The following is a 20,984-nucleotide window of genomic DNA, read 5'->3' as shown; positions in this document are numbered from 1 at the left end:
GAATCGCTCCCCGTCAAGAATGAGGTAATAAGCCTTCTTTTTAGGCAGGAGAATTGTCAGATTCTGTCTTTTGCCTCTTGCCTGTTGCCTTCAAAAGCTGATAACTGATAACTGATAACTGATAACTGATAACTGATAACTGATAACTGATAACTGATAACTGATAACTGATAACTGATAACTGATAACTGATAACTGAAATGACGGACTTAAGCCACCTTTTTCCGTGACTCAAGGATGGGGTGAATAATTGTCCAGGCCAGGACGATAATTAAAGCCAAGATACCAAAACGAGCCATAGAAGTAACTAACTGGTGCAAGGGGAACAAACGGCCTAAAAAGAAAGATAATGTCACCATAATCGTCGCCCACACCGTCGCCCCACCGAGATTACAGAGGAAAAAGCGACCGTAGGGCATTCGGGCAATTCCCGCCATGGGACCTGCAAAGATTCTTAACAAAGCCACGAAACGACCGAAAAAGACCGCCCGGGGTGCATTTTTACTAAATTGATCCTTGGCTAATTCTAGTTTTTGAGGCGGAATCCGAAAGAATTTGCCAACTTTTAGCAAAAACGGCCAACCTCCAGCGCGACCGAGCCAATAGCCAAAATTATCGCCCAAAACTGCTCCTGTAATTGCGCTGACTAAAACTAACCAATAGTTTAAATCACCGCTACCGGCAAGGAAGCCGCCGACAATGGTGATGGTTTCTCCCGGGATGGGAATCCCCATATTTTCGAGGGTGATGCCGATAAATACTGCCCAGTATCCGTATTGGTGGGCGATTTCTTCAATATTTTCTAGGGATAATAGCTCTAGGGACATGGAGCGCTTTCTTAACAAAGGTTTACGAATATTCTAAGATATTTTTACAGTATTTAACCGTGGCTGAACATGACTTTTCCCAGTATTGATTTATTAGCAATTCGTCAGGGTGAGATAAAAGATTTAGGGGGCATGAACTTGGCAGGGGCTGATTTAGCGGGTGCAGACCTAGCAGGGGCGAATTTACGCGCAAATTTACGCGGTGCTGACCTCACAGGGGCAAATTTAAGGGGAGCAGATTTTCGTAATGCCGATTTACGCGGGGCAATTCTCCTCGATGCGATCGTGACTGGGGCAAGTTTGGCCGGTGCTTTTTTAGCCGGGGCGGTTTTTAATCATCTAGATTTGTCTGGGGCGGATTTTCGCGGTGTCGATGGCCGGGGAGTGAGTTTTGTCGGGGCGATTTTAACCCAAGCGGATTTTACTAGCGCTAATCTGTCCGGAGCAGATCTGTCAGCTACCGATTTAGAGGAAGCAATTTTTTTCGGGGCGATTTTACGCGGAACAAATTTTACTGATGCCAATCTTCTTTGTGCTAGTTTAGCCTCGGCAGTAACCACGGGGGCAATTTTCGATCGAGCTTGTTTAGAAGGGACAGGATTAACCTAAATGGCTGATAGATAAGACCTCTTGTAAAAATCAAAAATTCTTGTTAGGGTTAGGAGTCAGTAGCCAGTAGTCAGGAGAATTAAGAATGAATAATAATCAGTTAAATGGTCTATTTATAAACTTTATGCCATTTATACCGTTTTTGAACTCTGAAAAATTAATTATGCAAGAGGTTTATAAAAGAAGATGAGTTTCTAATTAGTTGCTGGAACCTGCTCTAGATTGAAAAATCTGACCCATTTCCCTGTTTATCGGCCTCCATAGCTCCAGCTATTCTGAACCATTTAACCCCTTTGCTGCCCAGGGTCTTCCTCTTGGCCAAATTGATCAAGTTTTTGCCATCCTCGACTGGAAAATTTAATTTAATTGTCTGGGTAATCAGTACAGTTATTGAAGAATTTTCCCCAACCAATTAGGCAATCAACCTAGTTCCTTAAGGGAACCTAGAAGGAAAGATTATGCACAAAAATGATAGGATTGATTGATACCTAGCTGCCGTTAATCGCCCTCGATGAAACCTTTACGCCTACTTTACCGCTATTTAAGTTTATTTTGCCTCTGTCTTCTTCTGACTGTGGGCTGTCAGTCCACTAATTCCAATTTACCCCGGGGGGATAGCGATCGCCTGATAATTGGGACAACCCTAAAACCACGCTCGATCGATCCGGCCGATAGTTATGAGTTAGCGGGACTTTTTATTATTTATAATCTCGGTGAAACTCTCTACACCTACGCCGAAGGAACCACTAATTTAAAGCCTCTCCTTGCCACGGAATTGCCCCAAATTAGCCCCGATGGTTTGACTTATACTATCCCAGTACGTCGAGGAGTTATCTTTCATGATGGCACGGTTTTTAACGCAGAGGCGATGAAGTTTTCCCTAGAAAGATTTATCAAAAATGGTGGCGAACCTTCCTTTCTTCTCCGGGATACAATTGATAAAATCACCGCCAGCAAAGAAGACGAAATTACTATTAAATTAACCAGACCTTTTGCCGCTTTTCCCGCTCTTTTAGCTTATCCCGGAGCCTGTGCGGTTTCACCCAAATTTTATCAAATTGGCGAGGGTAAATTCAAACCCGAAGAATTTATCGGCACAGGACATTATCGATTAAAAGCAGTTACTAGCGATTCTTTTAGTTTAGAAGCCTTCGATCGCTATTGGGGAGAACCAGCCAAAAATAAGGGAGTTAATGTGCAAATTTATCTCTCGAATCCTGCCAATTTATTTAACGGTTTTCAGACGGGAGCGGTGGATATTGCCTATCAATCTTTACTGCCTCCTCAAGTGAGAAAATTACGCACAGAAGCAGCCCAGGGAAAATGGCAAGCGATCGAATCTTCTGGGGCAGCAATTAACTTTATGAGCGTCAATCTCAAAAGTGAACCCACCGATAATATTTTAGTGCGACAAGCAATTGCTTCTCTAGTCGATCGAGATTTACTTAATGATCGCATTTTACAAGGTCAAGGCATCCCTCTTTTTAGTCTCATTCCCACTACTTTTTCCGAGTCACAACCGGTGTTTAAAGAGCGCTATGGCAACCATAATATAGAACAAGCCAAACAATTACTAAAAACCGCCGGTTATAGTGCAGAAAAACCCGCAATTGTAGAAGTTTGGCACTCCTCGGGATCGATCACTTCCAGCAGCGTGGCAGCAGTGATGAAAGCTTTAGCAAAACGGGATTTAGATAATATGATTCAATTTGAACCCAATAGTATTCTAGGAGCGGCCTTTTTCCGTAATATTAGCCGGGGACTTTATACCACTGCTCTATCTAATTGGTATCCCGATTTTTTGGATGCAGATAACTATATTTATCCCTTTTTGGATTGTGCTAAAGGTTCCCCAGAAACTGGCTGCGAAGAGGGAGGATCCCAAAGTCAAGGCTCATTTTTTTATAGTCAAGAAATGAATCAATTAATCGCCCAATCCCGTCGGGAAAGTAACCCAGCTAAAAGAAAGCAAATTTTTGGCAAAATTCAGGAAATTCTCGCCGATGAAGTTCCCTATATTCCCCTTTGGCAAACCAAAGAATATGCTTTTGCTCGCAATGGCATCACGGGAGTTATCATTAATCCCAGTCAAACTTTTCCCTTTTGGACAATTGCCAAAAAATCCCGATAATTAATCATGAGTTAGCCGTCAGCTTTTGCTCCCCGGCTCGCCCTGCTGCTAGGGGTATTTTATCTGTTAAAATTTCTGGTCGTCGTGAGGCGAAAACAAGCGGTTCTGGCCTTGCCTTCTGTCTTACAATAGTTAAATATAGGTTGTGTAGATAGAGCGCCATGAAACACACATTATCCGTATTAGTTGAAGATGAAGCGGGAGTCTTAACCCGTATTGCTGGATTATTTGCCCGTCGCGGCTTTAATATTGAAAGTCTAGCCGTCGGTCCTGCCGAACAAATGGGAGTTTCTCGCATTACGATGGTAGTGCCAGGAGACGAGGACAGCATCGAACAGTTAACCAAACAACTTTACAAATTAATTAACGTCCTCAAGGTGCAGGATATCACCCAAACCCCCTGTGTGGAAAGGGAATTAATGCTGATTAAAGTTAATGCTACCGCCGATCGCCGAGCGGAAGTGATCGAATTAGCGCAGGTATTCCGAGCGCGGATTGTGGATATTTCCGAGGAAACCCTGACCATCGAAGTGGTGGGGGATCCGGGTAAAATGGTGGCGATTATGCAAATGCTGAATAAATTTGGCGTTCGCGAGGTGGCCCGTACCGGTAAAATTGCTCTGATTCGCGAGTCGGGAGTCAATACGGAATACCTGAAAGCTTTAGAGGCTAAAATGGCAATTTAGGCATATTGGGGATGAATTGGGGTGTTAGGGTGTTAGGGTTTTAGTTAAAATTCCCCACTTCCCCGCTTCCCCTATTGCCTTCAGAAGCTGATAACTGATCAAAACTATGTCTAACCAGTCGCCGAAAACCCAAATTAGTCAACTTGTCACCGTTGCCGTGCAGAAATTGCAAGGAAAGGTGAATTTTCAGGCGGTAAATCTCAAAAAAGGGGCAAGAGTTCCTGAATTACGCCTTAAAAACGAGAATGGCAGCGGGGAAAGCAAATATCCCCTCATTGGCGATCGCTATTTGTTAGGTCGTAGTTCCAGTTCCTGTGATATTACTATCCGTAATACCGTAGTGAGTCAGATTCATTGTTCCCTGCAGCGGGACCCGAAAAATCCCCATAATTTCCTGCTCACAGATGAAAACTCCACCAACGGGGTTTATATGGGTAAACGTCGTCTGAAAAGCGTTTCCCTGCGTCATGGGGATACTTTTACCCTGGCCCCCCCAGACTTAGCCAATTGTGTCACCATCTCCTATTACTGTCCCCCTCCCCTGTGGGCGCGACTTTTGCGCTATGGTTTCTATGGTGCGGGGGGTATTTTCGGTTTATTAGTTCTAGGGATTATCTGGGAAAGTCGCAGAGTTAATGTTTATCCGCTCCCTTCCGGGGTGAGCGGTCCGGTGGTGGTTTATCCTAGGGATGGTCAAACTCCCCTCAATCCTAGACGACAGGAAACTCACCAAGAATTAGATAATCTGGGCGATTTTTCTCCCTATTTGCCCAAGGCGGTTGTCGCTTCCGAAGATAGTCGTTTTTACTGGCATTTTGGCGTTGATCCTTTGGGGATTGTCCGGGCTGTTATGATTAATTGGCAAGGTCAAGGCATTCGTCAAGGGGCCAGTACCCTAACTCAACAGTTAGCGCGTAGTTTATTCCCAGAAGTCGGTCGCCAAAATACTGCCGATCGCAAACTCCGGGAGGCTGTGGTCGCTTTACAATTAGAAGCGGTCTATAGTAAGGATACAATTCTCAAAACCTATCTCAATCGAGTTTATCTCGGTTTGGCCGGTTACGGTTTTGAAGACGCAGCCCGCTTTTATTTCGATAAATCCGCTAGAGATTTAGATATCTCCGAGGCTGCCACCCTTGTGGCTATGTTACCCGCCCCGAATCTATTTAATCCCATTCGAGATTACGACACTTCCGTAGAAAAGCGCAATCTTGTCATCGATCGCATGGCCCAATTAGGCATGATTTCCCCAGAAGAGGCCGCCAGCGCTCGCAGATCCCGCATTGAAATCAGTCCCCAGGCCAAAAAATCCCTATCTAGTACGATTGCACCATATTTTTATAGTTACGTTTTCGAGGAATTACAAGACCTTTTAGGGGAAGAAGTGGCCAAAGAGGGTAATTTTATCGTTGAAACCAGTTTAGACCGCCGGCTGCAAGCGATCGCAGAAAAAAGCTTAAAAAATAATGTCTTAAACCAAGGCCCCCGCTATCGATACTCCCAAGGTGCTTTAGTTACCCTAAACAGTCAAACCGGGGAAATTCTCGCTTTAGTTGGGGGAGTTGATTATCAAAAAAGCCAATTTAACCGCGCTATCCAAGCTAAACGTCAACCCGGTTCCACTTTTAAGGTATTTGCTTATGCTGCCGCCCTAGAAAAGGGAATATCGCCCTATAAAACCTATACCTGCGCGGGACTCTCTTGGCAAGGACAGGCCTATTCTCCCTGTGAACGCAGTAGCGGGGCCATCAATATGTTTCAAGGTTTAGCGCGATCGGAAAATAGCGTCGCCCTTCGCATTGCTCGCGAGGCAGGATTAAGTAATGTGGTCAATGTGGCGGAACGTTTGGGGGTAAAATCACCTTTAAATGCTGTACCGGGGCTAATTTTAGGACAAAGCGAGGTAAATGTCTTAGAAATGACCGGCGCTTATGGGGTTTTTGACCATGGCGGGCGCTGGAATCGTCCCCACGCCATTAAACGCATTCTCGACGCTTCCGACTGTGAAAATGTGGAGGATTTGAGTACCTGTCGGGTTATTTATGACTATGGCGAGGATAACGAGAGAAATCAGCAGGTAATCTCCCCTAAAACCGCCGAAACGATGAATAGCCTATTGCGGGGGGTGATAACTAATGGTACAGGCGGCGCTGCCAGTATTGGCATGGGAGAAGCGGGTAAAACGGGAACTACTAATAATTATGTGGACCTCTGGTTTATCGGTTATCTTCCCCGTCGCGACTGGGTGACGGGCATTTGGTTAGGGAATGATAACAATTCCCCCACTTCCGGCAGTAGTCAACAGGCAGCCAAGTTATGGGGCGATTATCACCGTCAGTTAATCACTACACAAAATTAACCCCAATAGGACTAGCTACTGTTCCCGTTGCCTGTTCCAGAGTTCCCTAAAACCAGAGACTTCCCACCCCACCATTAAAGCAATAAGGGTGTCCTAGCTTTAGCTAACACACCCACAGAGATTATTTCTGGTAGCTTAGTTTTCCCCCAAAAATCCACAACTGCCCTACCCACCGCAGTGGATGGACAGGGATAGATTAGACAATGATAATATAGGAGTGGTCGAAGGCTGCCGGCGCACCAGTAAGGGTTGCGAGTTGAACCGAAGCAGTGGCACCAGTACCATCTCGGTCAAACCATAAGTTACCATTGGTAGTATTGTAGATAAATCTGGTGTTGGCATCACCACTGCCAGGTCCCGCCGTGGCACTAGAAAAGAATTGCGTACCGGGCAAAAGACCGGCAACCAGTCCGCTACCGGAGAAACCGGTGCCTGAGGCGGAGATTTGGATAAGATCAACTTGAGCGGTGCTAAAATCGGTGATGGTGTCAACGCCCTGATTGGTATTATCGTAAGCAAAACGGTCAGCACCAGCACCACCAGTTAGGGTATCGTTTTGAGCACCACCGAATAGGGTATCGTTACCCGCGCCACCGATGAGGGTATCGTTTTGACCGCCACCGATGAGGCTATCGTTTCCAGCCCCACCATCTATGAAATCGTTTTGCTGTTGACCGTTTAGGTGGTCATCGCCTAGGCCCCCGATGAGGGTATCGGCATTTTGTCCGCCGAATAGGGTGTCGTTGAAGTTACTACCTGTAATGTTATAGGAATCGGCGAGGGCGAGTGTTTGGATGGTATTTATTTGCGGACCGGACGCTTTCGTGAAACTACCAGCGCTGGTTGTTAGTATATAAGTGCCGGCAGACCCACCTCTAACAAAGGTAAAGCTATTTGCTGGCACGGAAAGGGACGTAGAAAAGCCTCCACCGACCTTCACAAGAGTTGCGCTATCAGCAGAGCCGAAGTTTTCTATTCTCCAAACTGTATTGCCGCCGGCACTTAAAAGGCCCACGGAAGTGAGATTATCGGCGGCAACTGTTGCCGACACAGAAATGGGGAGAGTAGGATTGGCGTTCAGGAAAGCGGCAACTGTCCCACCAGCAGTGAAAGAAACACCAGTGGTAGCGCCAGAGAAGTTTATAGTAACAAGGGCCATAGTTTTTCCTTTGAATGATTTGTTTGAATCTGAAGAGTTTGACAATCTTCCTCCCGATTATTATATACCGGGAAAAAAAATGCAACTATTTTTTTGGGGGCTTGTTTCCTGGATTATTGCTCACGACAAGCATCTGCTAGGCTAAATTTAACTATGCCGTATTCGGCCGCATCGGAAGACGGTGCAAAATGCTGTCATAAGATGTTGACTATTTAAATTACTCGTTAAGACTACATGGGAGTCCAGAAGAGGCGGAGCGGGAGTTTGCGCATTTGTACTAAAGTTCCTGAGAGAGGGTATAGTTTGCCCTATAACTATTTTTAGGATGTCGTCTCCATCATCGCCGATTAGGTTATCGTTATTTTTTAGGTTTGTTTCCTCAATTATTGCTAGTGTGCGTTGTTTTATATCTGGTCAAGTTGTGAGCGATTGTGTGTTAATTTTTGGCCAGTTGTGACATAAATCACACCAGAAATTAAAGTTAATGCTACCGATAGCCAAAAAGCCACCTGAGCAATTAAGTTATATTCAGAAGGCAAGGGGGCAATCAAGAGAGCGATCGCGACAATTTGGCTGACTGTTTTGCTTTTTCCCCACCAATTAGCCCCTTTTATGTCGCTATTTCCTGTTAAATTGGGATTAATCCGCCAACCAGCGATCGCTAATTCCCGAGCGAGAATTAAAAATACTCCCCAAGCAGCAATTAAATCCATTTCAATGAGAGCTAAAAGAGGAGCGAGAACCAGCAATTTATCGACTAAAGGGTCGAGAAATTTGCCTAATTCGGTGATTTGATTCAATTTTCGCGCTAAATAACCATCGAGCCAATCGGTGCTGGCAGCAATCAGAAAGATAATTAAACTTAACCAGCGATCGATTTCTGTGCCTTGATGCAACCAGTATAAAATTAATGGCAGTCCCAAGAGTCGTGATAGGGTAATCGAGTTGGGTAGGTTCATTTTTCAGTGATCAGTAATCAGTGATCAGTTATCAGTAATCAGTTATCAGTAATCAGTTATCAGTGATCAGTCAAAAGGCAGCTCTGAGCTTGTCGCTTAATAAGTAGTCGTGCAAAATAAATTTCCTAGTGAAGATAGGCAAGAGGCAAGAGCGGGGTTAGATATGTGTAATTAATTTTGCTTAGGTACTTACTATCTATTCACTTCTATTCACTGATAACTAAAAACTGAAAACTCACATCTGATAACTGATAACTGATAACTGATAACTGATTTTAGCTGGCTAATTTGAGATCGAAATTACTTTGTTTATTGCCTAATTGTCTGAGCCAACGATAATTATAAGCTAAAGCACCCCAGAAGGTGGGATAAACGGCATAATTAACGCCAAATTCTTGGCAAACTTCCGCTAAAATTGGGGCGATTTTGGGGTAATGAATATGACAAATTTGCGGAAAAAGATGGTGAACTACTTGATAATTTAATCCCCCTAAATACCAATTTAAAAAGATATTTTTAGGAGCAAAATCTACGGTAGTTCGCACTTGAAAAATTGCCCATTCGTCTTCGATTTGGTTAGCTGCCGAGGGTTGAATAAATTCGGCGGGTTCCAAAACGTGAGCTAACATAAATACATGACAGGCAAGCACTCCATAGGTCATAAAAACAATGAGAAAACCGATCGCTATTTCTAGGAGACTATAACCAACTAAGAGAGGAATGCCAATAAACCAAAAGAGATAAACAACTTTTCCGCTTAGTAAAACGAATAGATCGATCGGTTTAGGATTGGGGATTTTAATCTCGCCAAAACGATGACGAAAGAGGATGGAGCGCACATCGGAGAATGACCAATAGATAGGAATTATAGCGTAGAGAATCGGGATAAATAAATGTTGATAACGATGATACCATTTATGCTCGGCATGGGGAGTCATTCGCACGATACCATCGCCGTGAATTTCCACATCATACCCTAAAACATTGGTGTAGGTATGATGGAGATAGTTATGACGAAAACGCCAGAGATAACTGGAAGTACCGATGATATAATCGTAGGTCATGCCAATGAGAGAATTAACCCATTTTTTACTAGAATAGCCGCCATGGTTGGCATCATGACCAATGCTAAAACCAATCCCTGCTAATCCCCCTCCTAAAACCATGCAACCGATAATTTTTAGCCACCAGATATCCGGACCAAAAAGTACAAATAGCCAAGCGGCAATTACCCAAGTTAAAATCGTGATCGTCTTCAGGTACATGGCCAAATTATCTCTGGTGGGGATGCCGTTTTCGGTAAAATAAGCATCAACTCGTTTATTCAATTCCTTTCTAAAACCCTGATTTTCGGTAAAGGTTACTCGCATTCCTATTTTTGTCCTAGAAGTTGGTATGACGGCAATTTGTGGCAGCTCAGAGTGAATTTATGAGTCTTTTACTGGTTTGCTAAGGCTGTCTCACTATAACTGATAGTTTCTCATCAGTCTCTCATCTATTGTCAGAGAAAGAGGTGCGCTTGGCAAGGGAATCGCTCAATTGATTTGCTACTCTTGCAGAAAATCCTCGGTTTTTACCTAATCAGATAGTAGATACCTGTAGCCGGTGATAGAGATGAGCGTTAGGTACTTTTATACTACTATTAAAGCGATTGAAGGCGATCGAGTTTTCTGGTGCGAAGTGCCACAATTAAAAAGATCGATCAATGCGATCGCTGGAAGCGTAGCAAATGACGAAGCGGTGTATCTTGATCTGTGGCAATGGTTACAGAATGATCCTAATAACCAATTAGTCAAGTCTCATTGGATGTTTTTTTTACAATATCGCTCCTGTATAGTAACGCAAAGGGTCTATCAAAATGTTGGCCATCGGATCGATGCTGATTATGACACCCTATTCTACTATTTGCTGAATTTGCTTGCCACGGCAATTATTAATAATCCTAGCAATTTTTACGGTAACTTTCAGGATAAAAAGACCAAACCGAGATTTTTTCGCTTAATCTTAGAAAAATGGACAGATAAAAAATTGAGAAATACTCTCTATAATTTCCTGCGAGGAGAGTATAAAACTATTGGCAGGACTAATCTCGGTATAGTCAGTCTTTTTAGTGCGAATAAAATTCAAAAAGTTTTACGAGCATCGGGTATCTTTACCGAGAATCATCTGCTAATATTTAACTGTTTTCGAGAGGTAAAAAAAGCTTCTCTTAGATCATTAGATAACTGGCAAGAGGAGGATTGGCAACAGGTAATCGATCGCTTGCATCAGTTACAACCGCAAGTTATTCTCACCGTGGGGGAAGTGCAAGCAAAACTCAATCAAATAGGGGAGATAATGCGTAATCATATCGATCCTCCTTACTCTAAATTTGAGCCAACTAATTATGACCATGATAGCAATTACTTTTGGGAAAATCTCCCCAGCAAGAGGCCAAGTCAAGACTTACTACAACAGCAAGAAATCTGGGAAAATATTAATAAGTTATTAATCACTCTTGAGGATGAAGTTAAACAGATTGTATATTATTACTATCATCAAAAGATGACGCAAACACAGATCGCTAATCGATTGGGAGTTCATTCATCTACTATTAGTCGAGAAATAACCCAATTATGTAAAAGAATTTATCAGCTACTCTGTGCAAGGGAAGGCAAAGATTGTCCTAAGTTGTTAAATGAGATTAAATTACAATCTCGGCAAAAACAAGAGATCGATGCTTATCTAGAATATTTTTGTCAGTCCTACTTAACTCAAAACTAATATGTTAGGAGATACCATGAAAGTCAACCTCGATATTTTGCAACAAATTAACCCGAAATCCCTTTGGCTAACTTTTTCGGAAACAGAGATTAAACAAGCTCGATCGATTCTCGGTCAATATTCTAATCAAACCGCAAAAAATCAGGCCTTGATTAATTACTTAGTCCAAATATGCTTAAGCAATTGGCTGAAAGATAATCTTGATTGTTCCCTTCAAATAACACCTAAAAACCATCAGTATCTTTGGGAGTTTATTAACGGGTTTATTTGGCAGATTAAAGACAAAAAAGTTACTACTATTCCCAGTCAAGCGATTGACATTGAGGGATTGACAATAGAGCAAGAATGGGTTGATATTCCCGATTTAGCGGCCGATTTTTATCTAGCGGTGCAGGTCGATTTAGCAAAAAAATTCCTCAATATCTGGGGTTTTATATCCAGAAAAGATGTTAAAAATCTCGCAGAATACGATCCAATTTACCATCAATATTATTTGGACAGTGAGCAAATGATTGATGATTTAGATATTCTTTGGCAGAGTTGTTTAGAGGGAGAGAGTGAAAAAGGAAAGCTGGAATCTTTAGCAAATTTATCGCCAGCAACAGCAGAAAATTTAATTAAAAAGTTAGGTCAAGTTTCACCCTATTCTCCGAGATTAGATATTAGTTTTCAGCAGTGGTTAGCTTTGTTGAATAATCAACAATGGCGAGAACAAATTTATCAGCAGCGTCTAGAAATAATCACCACTAAACTTAGTCAATGGTTGCAGGGAATTATGACAGAGAAATGGCAGGAAATCCTCAACAATCTCGACAGTTATCGTCCAATTAATCCGGGTTTTTTGTTGGCTGCTGAAAAAATCAGCAGCCGAGAATCTCCGGCAGATATTCAGCGAGAAATTAGACAACTGTATGCTAGTCAAAAAGAGGTGGATTTTTCGGAACATTTAACCCCAGAGGAAGCTTTAGCAAAACTACAACATCAAACCCAAGATGAAACTATTCGCTGGCAAGCGGCCGAATATCTCTGGAATATCGATCCTCATTATCCCAATGCTGCTATCCGTAAAATGCTCGATGTGGGTAGTCAGTTAATGGGTTATAAAATCGCTTTAATGGTGGGAGTTTTATCGACCAGTGACCAGAGAATTGCTGTCTTAATTCGTGCCTATGCCATGGACAATTTTGCCAAGCTACCCCCCGGTTTATCTTTACAAATTAGCGATGAAATAGGCCAATTAATCCCCAGTTTAGAGGCAATAGCAAGGGAGAAAACCTTAGATAGCTATCTGCAACTTTATTTTCTAGCTGATGCCGACGATCGCTTTAATGTTAACCTAAGTTTAGGGGACAGTAGCATTACTGAACAGTTTAGGATTTAATAGAGATAGCAGAAAATGTCAAGGGTAGAGACATGAGCAGAGTTGTGATTCTGAAAATTGGGGAGGGAAATTTTGAAACAGGATTTTCTGTCACTCTAGAAATTCGTGACAATTATCACTTGATAGCACCTTTTGCCGAGGGTAAATTAGTCCCTAACCTTGACATTGCCGACGCTTTGCAAAATTATCGTCGAGCTTATTATCATTGGGTAAAAAGTCAACCCAGTTTAGGAATTACCGTTCCTCATAGTATGATCACCAATGCAGCGGTGGGTGATCCTAGGGACAAACTGAGACAAGCTACTCAAACTTTAAGAGATAGCTTAAATACATGGCTAAATTCTAGTTATCTGAGTTCGATACAAAATCGTATCTTGTTCCATATAGGTACTGAGTCAGAAGTAAGATTTTTTATCCAAACTACCCACTTTGATCTACAACAAATTCCCTGGGAGTGTTGGAATTTTTTACACGAATGGTTCCCTGATGTGGAAATTGCTCTTACTATTCAGAGAAATCCCCCAGTAATTAACCTTACTTCTCCGATTAAGGTTTTAGTAATTTTGGGTAATATTGACATCGAAAACGAGCATACTTACCTGTGTTTATCCAGTTTGCAAACGGTACTAGGAAACCCAGATAAGATTTCTATGCAAATCTTAAGTCCTAGTTCAGAAATTCCTCTTTCAACCATAAATATTCACAATGAGTTGATCAAAAATCAATGGGATATTGTAGTTTATTTAGGTCATAGTCAAACTAGTAGTGACGGTCACGATGGAGTTTTTATCATTGATAATAATACGGCTTTATCTCCCGAACATAATTTAAGAAATTCCCTAGAAATAGCTGTTAAAAAAGGCTTAAAACTTGTTATCTGTAATTCCTGCGATGGGTTAGGTATTGGTCGTCAGTTGGCTAAGATCGGAGTACCGCATATTATTGTTATGAAAGAACCCATCGCCGTGCGGGTTGCTTTGAGATTTCTAGAAGTTTTTCTTCCCAATTTTCTTGAACATAAATCCCTACAAGAATCCTTAACAATCGCTCGACAAGAATTAAGATTACATGAATTTGAGGTGGATGCTGCTAGTTCTTCTTTGCTGCCTCGTTTGATAGAAAATCCGGAAGAACCACCGTTAATTTTACCTTTAACCCCTGAAAATATGGAGGAAAATCACCAAAATCATGATGAGCAAAGTTGGCCTTTACGTCTATCTAGTCGCTGGAAACAAGCTCTGTTATTTATTTTAAGTCTTCTGGTAACTTTATCAGTTTTATATTGGGGAGGAGTATTTTCTGATGATGCTAGTAAATACCCAGAAATCAGCTTGGGTGAAGAAATATTATTAAAGACAAACCGACAAGATAACATTATTGAACGGGGAAGACAAGCTTTTAAAAACCAAGAATATAAACAAGCAATTCAGCTTTTTAAAAAATCCCTTGATCGCTTGCCCAATAATCCAGAGATTCGCATCTATTATAATAACGCTCGTGCGGCCTATCAAGACAGAAATCCCTTAAAAATTTCCACCAGTGTTCCTCTTGGTAATAATCCAGAAACTGCTCAGGAAATTTTACGAGGTATTGCTTTATTCCAACAAGAGTTAAACGATGAACAGGCCAAAAACCCCGAGTTTCACTTTCTACAGGTAGTGGTCGCTAATGATAATAATAGCGCCGTAGATGCCGAAGATCGAGCCAAAAAATTTGTTAAAGATCCGTCAATCTTAGCAGTGGTTGGTCATAATGCTTCTGCTGCTAGTGAAGCGGCCAAAGATATATATGTACAAGGGAAAATTGTTGCCATATCCCCTACGAGCTTTTCCCAGAAAATCTCTGGCAATGGCTATATATATAAAATGGTTCCCGATCTGGAAACTTTTGCCACAAGCTTAAGCGAATATATCCGCGAACAAACTGAGAAGCTAATTATCCAAAACCCCACTAATTTAATTTGTTATGATAATCGCTCTGGGGATAATTATAACTTCGCTGAAAAATATAAAAACATTCTCCGAGGTCAGAGCTTGCAAAAACTTGTTAAAGATGGATATTTTGACTGCAATATCGAACCCAAAATTAATTTAGATGAACAGGAAATTTATCAAAAAATTGCTCAATATGAAGTAAATATCCTGATGATTGCTCCCTATATTAACGATCTCAAAAGAGCCGCTAATATCTTTAAGCAACGTCCTGCAGAACAGTTAAACTTAATAACTTTAGGTTCCCCCACCTTTCAAAGTTATCTCACCCTTGCAGAAGGTAAACAGGGGGTAGAAAATTTAGTTATCGCTGTGCCTTGGTATGATCTCACACAAGATAATTATATCCACAGTTTTTGGCAAAATAAGATCAACGTTTGGCGCACTCCCATGTCCTACGATGCGACTAAAGTTATCCTCAATGCTTTGCGACAGTTATCCCAACCAGGACAAAAATTCGATCGAGAATCATTAAATCAAGTTTTAAGAAACGATTTTTCTATCGAAGGAATGACTGGCACCGTTAGATTCGATGAGAATGGTGTCCGCAACATGAATAATAATCCTGATGATCGCCGCTACTTGATTCTACAGGTCAAAAATGGTCAATTTGTCCCCCTCGCTCCCATTAAATCTGCCGGTCCAGTCTAAACCTCCCTATCCTTGTCAAGACTTTTTACAAAACTTAACCTTATCCACTGCATTAAAGTTGGCCATCACTCCTAATTAACAGGTAACACCTCTAGGAGACAAACGGCATGAAATTGTTAAAAAAATTAACCCCAAAAGCCTTGATTTTTTGGCTGATCGGTGATAAGGCAGGCAATTCTCTCGTTGCGATCTGGAATTGGTTGTGGGGTATTCCCATCGAATCCGGCGGCAAAATTGCCGTAGAATCGGCCAGAGAATCCCTAGAATCGATGCAAAAATCCCTAGCGGAATTGACAGAATCGGTGGCGAAAGTAGTATCGGCCCAGCAATCGGCTCAAGCACAATACGAGGCAAAAAAACAGGAACACACAAACTACTTGCAGCAGGCTGTCACCGCTCAAAAAAAAGGCCTTCAAGAAGCGGCAAGACTTGCTATGGTTAAGGTTATCTCCCTAGAAAAAATTCTACCCGCCATGAAAGATCGGGTCGATAATGCGGAAAAAGTGGTCATTGCTGCTAAGGAAAAACTTCGTAAAGAGCAGGAAAAAATCGAGCATTATAAGTTAGAAATGAGCAACTTAAAAGCGATTAGTTCCATGAATGAGGCTTTAGGTAAAATAAACGAATTTGACAGTAGTCTCAACCTCAATACCTCCCGCGATCGCTTTGAGGATGCCAATGAAGCGATTAACGACCGTTATCGAAAAGAAAACGCCTATAGTGAATTAAGCGAGAACTATAGCGAGAAATTAGCTCAAGAAATCGATTTCTTAAGCCTTGATGACGAAATTAACCGCCGTTTAGCTGAATTCAATCAGGAAAGTTAAGGAGTAAAGCAATGACAAAGACTGGCAAAAAAGCGAGCTTACCGCCAATTTTCTATGTTTTACTGGGGTTGATCGGTTGGTTTCTTTTTCCCCAAATCTCGGCAATATTTGCCCCAAAAGCCGATAATAATCCCCGCATGAGTTACGGCAATCATCTCCTGATCAAAACTAATTCTAACACCACCAAAGAATCAGCGATCGCTGCTATTGCTCAAGGTAATCACCAAGAAGCAGAGCAACTTCTGCAAAAATCCCTCGCTCAACATCCCAACGATCCCGAAAGCGTAATTTATCTCAGCAACCTGCAAACTGGCGCAAATCCCTTTAAAATCGCCGTTGTTGTGCCGGCGACAACTAATCCCAACGTCGCTCAAGAAATATTGCGAGGAGTCGCCAGCGCACAAACCCAGATCAATCAACAGGGAGGGATCAACGGCAGAAAACTGATGGTTATCGTGGTTAATGACGATAATCAGCCGCAGATATCGAAAGAGGTAGCCAGGGAATTAGTCAAAAATCCCGATATTATCGCCGTTATCGGTCATAATGCCTCCGATGCCAGTTTAGCCGCCGCTCCTATCTACGAAAAAGGCGGTTTGGTGATGATTTCTCCCACCTCCCTGGCTAATAATCTCTCCGGTGCGGGAAATTATATCTTTCGTCTGGTGGCTTCTAACGGCAAAATTACGGAAAAATTAGCAAATTACATAGTAAATACTGCTAAAGTCCAGAAAATTGCTTTTTGCTACGATTCTCAAGCTCCCGATAATGTTTCCTTTAAAGATGAGTTGATGGCTAATGTGGCGAAAAAAGGCGGTCAAATTGTGCCGATTGTCTGTGATCTGAGTGTCCCCAATTTTAAGGCCGATCAAGCCCTTAATCAGGCGATTTCTGGGGGTGCTAACGGCCTATTTGTCGTCGCTCATGTTGATCGTCTCGATCCCGTTTTTGAGGTTATTCGCTCCAATCGTCAGCGTTTGCCTCTGTTTAGTAGTCCCACCCTCTACAATATTCGCACCCTCGAAGATGGCGGCAAAAACGCCCAAGGTTTAACCCTTGCCGCACCCTGGCACCCCTCGGTTAACCAGACTTTTGCCAATCTTATGCAGGAACAGTGGCGCGGTCCAGTTAGTTGGCGCACAGCCACCAGTTTTGACGCTACACGGGTGATTATTGCTGGTTTAAGGGAAAATCCTCAACGTCAGGGCCTACAATCCAGGCTGCGCTCCGGCAATTTTCATCAAACAGGGGCCACCGGAAAAATTAGCTTTGATCCTAATACTGGCGATCGCATTGGTCAGCCGGTCTTAATTCAAGTGCGATCTACTCCCTCTGGTGAGCAGTTTGTCCCTTTACCTTGAAAAGTCCCTAGTCCACCAAAGTCGGGAGAGTTGCCAACTCTCCCCCCAAAAAATGATCAAAAATTACAATTATTTCAATGTTCAAGCTTGAGTAAGAAATGAATAGCTAATATGTTAAAATATGCCTAAGTAGGTAGGTTTTAAAAATTGTCAGATTCCCCCTTATTAAGGGGAGCAGGGGGCATCCGCACCCCCCTTATTAAGGGGGGCAGGGGGGATCAAAGGCAAAATCTATCTTCAATTAAATTATAACTACTTACTTATGGATATCGTTATTATCGAGGATGAAATTGAAATCGCCCATTTGATTCAGCAAACTTTAGAGCGGGAATCATTTAATTGTCATCTGGCTTATAATGGTAGGGTAGGACTAGAACTATTTTATCAAAAGCAACCAGACTTAGTGATTTTAGATTTAATGTTACCCGAATTAGACGGACTAGAATTGTGTGCTAGAATTCGCCAAAAACCCGGGACAAAAGACCCCTATATTTTAATGTTAACCGCTAGGGGAGAAGAAATTGATCGCATTATCGGCCTATCTACGGGAGCCGATGATTACATGGTCAAACCCTTTAGTCCCCGGGAATTAACCGCTCGCGTAAGAGCCTTATTAAGACGTAGTTTAAGACACGATAGTCAACCCCAGCAACTCCATCGCAGCCGTCATTTTATTATCGACTTAGATCAACATTCTGCTCTTCGTAAATTGGAGGGAATGCCAGAGGAAACCCTCGATTTAACCACCTTAGAATTTAATTTATTAGCTACCTTTGTCAGTTATCCCAATCGCGTCTGGAGTCGCACCCAATTAATCGATAATCTCTGGGGAAATGATTTTTTTGGCGATGAAAGGGTAGTAGATACCCATATCCGACGCTTACGCAAAAAAGTAGAACCCGATCCTGCTAATCCGATCTTTATCAAAACTGTAGTCGGTGTCGGTTATAAATTTGAAGATGACATTATCTAGGGTCTGCTGAAAAAGTTTGTTGGTGGGGTTAGGAGTCGGTCGGCAGTATTCAGGAGATAGGAGATGGCTTTTATTTATTCTCCCCATTTCCCCTCTCCCCACTTCATAATTCATAATTCATAATTCATAATTTCCCCTCCCCACACCCCACACCCCACACCCTACCCCCCGGAAAAACTTTTTCAGCAAACCCTATTTGTTCTGATTTTCCCGTCATCATCCAACCGCTGCCATAAACTTTGACAAAAAATGAAGATAGCAATCATCACAGCAACTCCCCAAAATGTCAAGCTCGGAAGTGGTACCTTCGTCACCAATATCCATCTGACTAACGAGTTGCGCTCCCAGGGTCATATCGTTGATGTCTTCTCTCCAACCAAAGCATCCGGTCTGTTAGGCTATATGGCGCATCGCTTTCTTTGGAATTGGCGACTCGATCCCCGTCGCTTTGACCACTATGATGTGGTGGTGGGTTACGATATGGATGGTTACGCCATCAGCGATCGCCTGAAAGTCCCTTTTATTGTTTATATTCTTGGTATTATTGCCGATGAAGCTACCTTTGAGCGGGGTTGGGTGCGAACTTCCTTAGAATTGATGGCAAAAGCCGAGAAAGTGAGCGTCCATCGTGCCGATCTGGTCGTCTCTATCAGTGAGTATTCGCGTACTAGACTCAAGCAACTTTATCAGTATGATGGCAATATCGAAATTGTTCACTCTCTAATTGATCTCAAAGGTTGGGATGCAGCGGTCGCCTCAGTCAAGCATGAGGAAAAAAACGGCGAGCAGAGGAGGCCGACGGTGTTTTGTGTCGGAGTCCAGTATCCCCGCAAAAATGTTGCCACTTTGATCCGCGCCGCCGCAATTCTCCGCCGTCAAATACCTGATGTGGAGGTACGAATTGCCAGCAAAGGTCCTGAATGGAATAATTTACGCCGTCTAGCACAAGAACTCAATTTAGAGCAAAATGTTACTTTTCTCGGCTATCTTTCCTATCAAGAACTGATCCAAGAATATCTTGATTGTCAAGTTTTTTGTTTACCTAGTCTGCAAGAAGGATTTGGTATAGTTTTTGCTGAAGCTATGGCCAGTTATAAACCGATTGTTGCCAGTCGTTCTTCCTCGACACCGGAGTTGATTGAAGATGGTGTACAAGGTCTATTAGCCAATCCCTTAGATGCCGAAGATTTAGCTAGTAAATTAGCAGAAGTGCTTCTCAATCCAGAAAAAGCTTATTCCTTAGGGAAGGCAGGTAGAGCGAAAGTTTCAGAATTTGATGCGCCGATTATTGCCCAACGTTTCAGTCAGTTATTAACCAATTTTCTGGAAAAATAGATTAACTTTGAGAATAAAAGTTCAACCACTAACGCACAGCGTATAAATGAAAAATATCCACGAATGTCAAAGGTAGTAATTCTCTTTTTTCTAGTTGAACTTTGAAGCCATTATCTGCCAGCATTTGGCTTATTTGCTTTAAACGTCCCTTTTTATCGTGAATTTCAGCCACTATTTGCTTGATTTTTGACCAGTCTTTAGCTTCGATGCCTTGAAATACTTCGTATTCTTCTCCTTCCACATCAATTTTCAATAAATCAATGGAGTCAATACCGAGTTCATTAATTACGGAGGATAGAGTTCTTACTTCACAGGCTACTTGTTCTTTTTCTTGGAAAAAGTCTTCAAACAAATTTTCTATTTTTGGGGAATTCTGATCGACTTTAATATCTTCTAATTCAGCCAAGGTATCCTCTGGCTTTGTGGTTGAATTAGCAGACATATTAGGATAAAAAGTAAAGATTTTTGCTGGGTTATTCTCTGAACTTAATCCACAGTTAAATAAAACAACATCCTCTAAAGAATGCAAATGAATATTTTTTTGCAAAACATCAAAAGTTGGCTTGATTGGCTCAAAGGCGAAAACTTTTGCTGTTGGTTCAACTCCCTTGACAAAAATAGAGAATAGACCGATATTAGCTCCAACATCAAAGATCACATCGCCTTCTTTGATGACGATATCATGGCCTTCATATTGCCTTTCAGTAAATATTTCCGAAAAAATGTATTCTGTTTCCTCTTTGCTACTACTGTAGTAACATTCCAATCCATTAGAAAAAGTAATTTTTTTTGCTATCACCGTTGATGTATATTTGTAATCTTGGACAAAATTATATTAACACCATGAATCGCTCCCCGTCAAGAATGAGGTAATAAGCCTTCTTTTTAGGCAGGAGAATTGTCAGATTCTGTCTTTTGCCTCTTGCCTGTTGCCTTCAAAAGCTGATAACTGATAACTGATAACTGATAACT

General features: G+C 42.0%; 16 protein-coding genes. 11 read left to right on the top strand and 5 right to left on the bottom strand.

The annotated features are described in order from the left end of the window. Window positions 1-209 precede the first annotated feature (209 nt). Complete coding sequence (locus IQ234_RS12625; protein ID WP_185238719.1) at window positions 210-827, bottom strand: DedA family protein; 618 nt, start codon at window positions 825-827, stop codon at window positions 210-212. A gap of 69 nt (window positions 828-896) precedes the next feature. On the opposite strand from IQ234_RS12625, the gene IQ234_RS12620 reads away from it, so the two are divergent. The 4 genes from IQ234_RS12620 to IQ234_RS12605 all read left to right on the top strand — a co-directional run bounded on the left by IQ234_RS12620 (window position 897) and on the right by IQ234_RS12605 (window position 6,612). After that, the gene (locus IQ234_RS12620; protein WP_193957348.1) at window positions 897-1,436 is read left to right on the top strand and encodes a pentapeptide repeat-containing protein; all 540 of its coding nucleotides are present in this window, start codon (window positions 897-899) and stop codon (window positions 1,434-1,436) included. A gap of 511 nt (window positions 1,437-1,947) precedes the next feature. Beyond that, window positions 1,948-3,567, top strand: a complete 1,620-nt coding sequence (locus tag IQ234_RS12615; RefSeq protein ID WP_193957347.1) for an ABC transporter substrate-binding protein — start codon at window positions 1,948-1,950, stop codon at window positions 3,565-3,567. A gap of 161 nt (window positions 3,568-3,728) precedes the next feature. Then, window positions 3,729-4,253, top strand: a complete 525-nt coding sequence (gene ilvN, locus IQ234_RS12610) for an acetolactate synthase small subunit (protein ID WP_045360298.1) — start codon at window positions 3,729-3,731, stop codon at window positions 4,251-4,253. A 106-nt stretch (window positions 4,254-4,359) separates the two neighbouring features. Continuing rightward, window positions 4,360-6,612 (top strand): PBP1A family penicillin-binding protein, encoded by a 2,253-nt coding sequence (locus tag IQ234_RS12605; protein WP_193957346.1) that lies wholly within the window; start codon window positions 4,360-4,362, stop codon window positions 6,610-6,612. Between the two features lie 196 nt (window positions 6,613-6,808). Here IQ234_RS12605 and IQ234_RS12600 read toward each other — a convergent pair whose 3' ends face one another. The 3 genes from IQ234_RS12600 to IQ234_RS12590 form a co-directional block, all read right to left on the bottom strand. Continuing rightward, window positions 6,809-7,771 (bottom strand): calcium-binding protein, encoded by a 963-nt coding sequence (locus IQ234_RS12600; protein ID WP_193957345.1) that lies wholly within the window; start codon window positions 7,769-7,771, stop codon window positions 6,809-6,811. 404 nt (window positions 7,772-8,175) lie between these two features. Continuing rightward, complete coding sequence (pgsA, locus tag IQ234_RS12595; protein WP_193957344.1) at window positions 8,176-8,730, bottom strand: CDP-diacylglycerol--glycerol-3-phosphate 3-phosphatidyltransferase; 555 nt, start codon at window positions 8,728-8,730, stop codon at window positions 8,176-8,178. 275 nt (window positions 8,731-9,005) lie between these two features. Next, window positions 9,006-10,100 (bottom strand): fatty acid desaturase family protein, encoded by a 1,095-nt coding sequence (locus tag IQ234_RS12590; protein WP_110579373.1) that lies wholly within the window; start codon window positions 10,098-10,100, stop codon window positions 9,006-9,008. Window positions 10,101-10,344: 244 nt separating this feature from the next. Between IQ234_RS12590 and IQ234_RS12585 the strand changes: the two genes are divergently transcribed. The 7 genes from IQ234_RS12585 to IQ234_RS12555 all read left to right on the top strand — a co-directional run bounded on the left by IQ234_RS12585 (window position 10,345) and on the right by IQ234_RS12555 (window position 20,012). Continuing rightward, window positions 10,345-11,493 carry a sigma factor-like helix-turn-helix DNA-binding protein gene (locus IQ234_RS12585; RefSeq protein ID WP_193957343.1) on the top strand — a complete coding sequence of 383 codons (1,149 nt, stop codon included), beginning with the start codon at window positions 10,345-10,347 and terminating at the stop codon, window positions 11,491-11,493. Window position 11,494: 1 nt separating this feature from the next. Beyond that, the gene (locus tag IQ234_RS12580) at window positions 11,495-12,874 is read left to right on the top strand and encodes a DUF1822 family protein (RefSeq protein WP_228008506.1); all 1,380 of its coding nucleotides are present in this window, start codon (window positions 11,495-11,497) and stop codon (window positions 12,872-12,874) included. Window positions 12,875-12,906: 32 nt separating this feature from the next. Next, window positions 12,907-15,516, top strand: coding sequence for an ABC transporter substrate-binding protein (locus IQ234_RS12575; RefSeq protein WP_193957342.1), 2,610 nt, complete (start codon window positions 12,907-12,909; stop codon window positions 15,514-15,516). Between the two features lie 107 nt (window positions 15,517-15,623). Next, on the top strand, window positions 15,624-16,343 hold the full coding sequence (locus tag IQ234_RS12570) for a PspA/IM30 family protein (RefSeq protein ID WP_193957341.1): 720 nt from the start codon (window positions 15,624-15,626) through the stop codon (window positions 16,341-16,343). A gap of 11 nt (window positions 16,344-16,354) precedes the next feature. Further along, window positions 16,355-17,704, top strand: coding sequence for an ABC transporter substrate-binding protein (locus IQ234_RS12565; RefSeq protein WP_193957340.1), 1,350 nt, complete (start codon window positions 16,355-16,357; stop codon window positions 17,702-17,704). Between the two features lie 262 nt (window positions 17,705-17,966). Next, window positions 17,967-18,677, top strand: coding sequence for a response regulator transcription factor (locus IQ234_RS12560; protein WP_002770008.1), 711 nt, complete (start codon window positions 17,967-17,969; stop codon window positions 18,675-18,677). Between the two features lie 249 nt (window positions 18,678-18,926). Further along, window positions 18,927-20,012 carry a glycosyltransferase family 4 protein gene (locus IQ234_RS12555; protein ID WP_193957339.1) on the top strand — a complete coding sequence of 362 codons (1,086 nt, stop codon included), beginning with the start codon at window positions 18,927-18,929 and terminating at the stop codon, window positions 20,010-20,012. Between the two features lie 28 nt (window positions 20,013-20,040). Here IQ234_RS12555 and IQ234_RS12550 read toward each other — a convergent pair whose 3' ends face one another. Beyond that, window positions 20,041-20,811 (bottom strand): FkbM family methyltransferase, encoded by a 771-nt coding sequence (locus IQ234_RS12550; RefSeq protein WP_193957338.1) that lies wholly within the window; start codon window positions 20,809-20,811, stop codon window positions 20,041-20,043. Window positions 20,812-20,984: the final 173 nt, after the last annotated feature.

Origin of the sequence: Microcystis aeruginosa LEGE 91341 (genome assembly GCF_015206885.1) — a bacterium.
Classification (GTDB): domain Bacteria; phylum Cyanobacteriota; class Cyanobacteriia; order Cyanobacteriales; family Microcystaceae; genus Microcystis; species Microcystis aeruginosa_H.
The sequence above is the reverse complement of the archived record's forward strand: the minus strand, read 5'-3'. Positions and strand labels throughout refer to the sequence as shown.

What these genes read in the sequence shown, in the direction of transcription:
- IQ234_RS12625 (WP_185238719.1), bottom strand. Translation starts at nt 827, where the DNA reads ATGTCCCTAGAGCTATTATCCCTAGAAAATATTGAAGAAATCGCCCAC.
- IQ234_RS12620 (WP_193957348.1), top strand. Translation starts at nt 897, where the DNA reads ATGACTTTTCCCAGTATTGATTTATTAGCAATTCGTCAGGGTGAGATA.
- IQ234_RS12615 (WP_193957347.1), top strand. Translation starts at nt 1,948, where the DNA reads ATGAAACCTTTACGCCTACTTTACCGCTATTTAAGTTTATTTTGCCTC.
- ilvN (WP_045360298.1), top strand. Translation starts at nt 3,729, where the DNA reads ATGAAACACACATTATCCGTATTAGTTGAAGATGAAGCGGGAGTCTTA.
- IQ234_RS12605 (WP_193957346.1), top strand. Translation starts at nt 4,360, where the DNA reads ATGTCTAACCAGTCGCCGAAAACCCAAATTAGTCAACTTGTCACCGTT.
- IQ234_RS12600 (WP_193957345.1), bottom strand. Translation starts at nt 7,771, where the DNA reads ATGGCCCTTGTTACTATAAACTTCTCTGGCGCTACCACTGGTGTTTCT.
- pgsA (WP_193957344.1), bottom strand. Translation starts at nt 8,730, where the DNA reads ATGAACCTACCCAACTCGATTACCCTATCACGACTCTTGGGACTGCCA.
- IQ234_RS12590 (WP_110579373.1), bottom strand. Translation starts at nt 10,100, where the DNA reads ATGCGAGTAACCTTTACCGAAAATCAGGGTTTTAGAAAGGAATTGAAT.
- IQ234_RS12585 (WP_193957343.1), top strand. Translation starts at nt 10,345, where the DNA reads ATGAGCGTTAGGTACTTTTATACTACTATTAAAGCGATTGAAGGCGAT.
- IQ234_RS12580 (WP_228008506.1), top strand. Translation starts at nt 11,495, where the DNA reads ATGTTAGGAGATACCATGAAAGTCAACCTCGATATTTTGCAACAAATT.
- IQ234_RS12575 (WP_193957342.1), top strand. Translation starts at nt 12,907, where the DNA reads ATGAGCAGAGTTGTGATTCTGAAAATTGGGGAGGGAAATTTTGAAACA.
- IQ234_RS12570 (WP_193957341.1), top strand. Translation starts at nt 15,624, where the DNA reads ATGAAATTGTTAAAAAAATTAACCCCAAAAGCCTTGATTTTTTGGCTG.
- IQ234_RS12565 (WP_193957340.1), top strand. Translation starts at nt 16,355, where the DNA reads ATGACAAAGACTGGCAAAAAAGCGAGCTTACCGCCAATTTTCTATGTT.
- IQ234_RS12560 (WP_002770008.1), top strand. Translation starts at nt 17,967, where the DNA reads ATGGATATCGTTATTATCGAGGATGAAATTGAAATCGCCCATTTGATT.
- IQ234_RS12555 (WP_193957339.1), top strand. Translation starts at nt 18,927, where the DNA reads ATGAAGATAGCAATCATCACAGCAACTCCCCAAAATGTCAAGCTCGGA.